This is a genomic window from Gillisia hiemivivida (genome assembly GCF_007997295.1).
GTDB classification, from domain to species: domain Bacteria; phylum Bacteroidota; class Bacteroidia; order Flavobacteriales; family Flavobacteriaceae; genus Gillisia; species Gillisia hiemivivida.
Genome location: NZ_VORY01000046.1, coordinates 1 through 2,038, shown reverse-complemented (window position 1 = coordinate 2,038; position 2,038 = coordinate 1). Strand labels below are relative to the sequence as shown.

Genomic DNA, 2,038 nt, shown 5'->3' with positions numbered 1-2,038 from the left:
ATACCGAACCATCGGATACATCTGTCCAGCTTCCACCAGTATCTCCGCCAACAATAAGTGCAAAAAGATCTACAGAACTCAAGTCTGAATCAATACAAAAACGATCACTTCCACCTGTTCCTGCTTCAGGTAAATCATAAAAAGTATAAGCGACATCATCACTACCTTCACAGCTAATATTATCAGTTATAGTATATGTAAAAGGTCCATCATTAGGATCTACATCAGTTGCATCAGTAATATCTCCTTCAGAATTAGACCAAGTGCCACCTGTTTTACCCTCTGGCTCTAATAATGTCAAATCTACAGAGGTTGTAGTTTCGCATATGGTTTGATCCGAAATTTGTACTGTTGGAAGATTGGGTGAACTACCCGATACCCCACCAACACATTGTGTAGGATTAAATGGATCAGCACAACCATTGGTGGAAGGTTTAACTGCACTAATAGATATATTATAAGGGGTTCCTATGTTGTAAGTCAAAGTGAAACTTCCAAAAACACCTTCTTCGTCTACACCAATATTGCTAAGACAAACATCCTCAGAAATAGTAAGAGCATTAGCATCTGTTGCGGTAAATTGAGCATTTGTACCAGTTATTGGTACAACTACCTGATAAGTTCCAGAATCTACACAACTAACTGTTTCCTCCCCAACTACTAGAGCGCAAATTGGAATATCTCCATCGCCACATCCAAATCTGGCTTTAAAGTTATTTACTGATAAATTACCATCTGCATCCTGATCCCAAATGGCCAAATAAAAGTTGGTAGCTTCCAAAAAATCTACATTACCTACCGGTATTGTATTCCAGGTACTTGATGATTCAACTCCACATGAAACAAAAGTAAGATTTGAACAATCTCCGCTTAAATCATCTCCAGCAGCATTGCTATAGGTTGTAAAATCATCATTCTGGGTAGAAACATACAAAGCCCAACCTATATTATCGCCTGAGTTATCATTAATTTGAACTTCGAAACTACCAGAATATGGCCTTACATCAAAGTTAAGCCAAACAATAGGTTGTCCATTGGTTGGATTATCCGGGGCTACAATACTCCCGGTACTTGGGTTCACACAACCACCTCCCTCAACATCGATTAGAAATGCTGAACTATTATATACAGCATTATTGAAAGGTAAGATCTGAGATTGTGTTTCAGCAGAACTCCCACATCTTATAATACCATTAGGTTCCCCAGAATTTGGCCTGTCATCTATAGTTCCATCAGCATTCCATTTAGACCCACCTTGCCAACGATTTGCTCCTTCACATGGAGTATCCGCTTGCGCTTGTAAATCAAAACTAAAAAATGATAATAAAATAAAAACAAACAATGTAGTGATCTTAATACCATTAATCGTCGAAAATTTAGATATCGATTTCGATATCAAACATGTAAATTCTTTCATAATTAAATGTTTTATGGTTAGCGCCATAAACTTTAAGAAATAGTAAGAATGTAGGTTTGGGTAAGGGGTAAAAAGCAACAATTGGGGAAGTAACACTTAATTGTTAGGGACAAAAAGTTAATGATGCCAAAAGGCATAGGTTCGTTCGGGAGGAATAATTTGTTATTAAGATTGTTGAATTAAATAGTTAGGAGGTTTTTTTTACTAAATAATTATAATTCCCATACTATTGAGAATAAAAATAAAATAATTTTTAATTCAAAAAGGAAAATATAATCACTTATTACGCTGATTTTCAAATTTTTGACCAAATTTAAGGGATTTCCCCCATACTGATTTTCGAGATTGGCTTGGTAAATCTAGCCGGCGTAAAAAAATTTACTTTTCAAATTCGTTTTAACTCTTTTTTTTTGCTGGAAAATATATGGATCAATTACTATTTTACGCAAGTTGAAGTGTACCAGTTAGCGTTAGGAGGAATGTACTTAGTATTAGTTCCATTCAATAACTTAACGCAACAAATCTAAAATAATAGATTTGTAAAATGGAAGTAAAAAAACACAGGCGACTAACCTATAAAGAAAGAGTCATTATCCAGACCCTTTTAAATGAAGAAAGAAC

General features: G+C 35.1%; 1 protein-coding gene. It reads right to left on the bottom strand.

Annotated elements, in window-relative coordinates; genetic code table 11:
* Positions 1–1,417: hypothetical protein (locus tag ES724_RS16385; RefSeq protein ID WP_146935058.1), on the bottom strand; the 1,417-nt coding region annotated here is incomplete at its 3' end.
* Between the last annotated feature and the right edge of the window lie 621 nt (positions 1,418–2,038).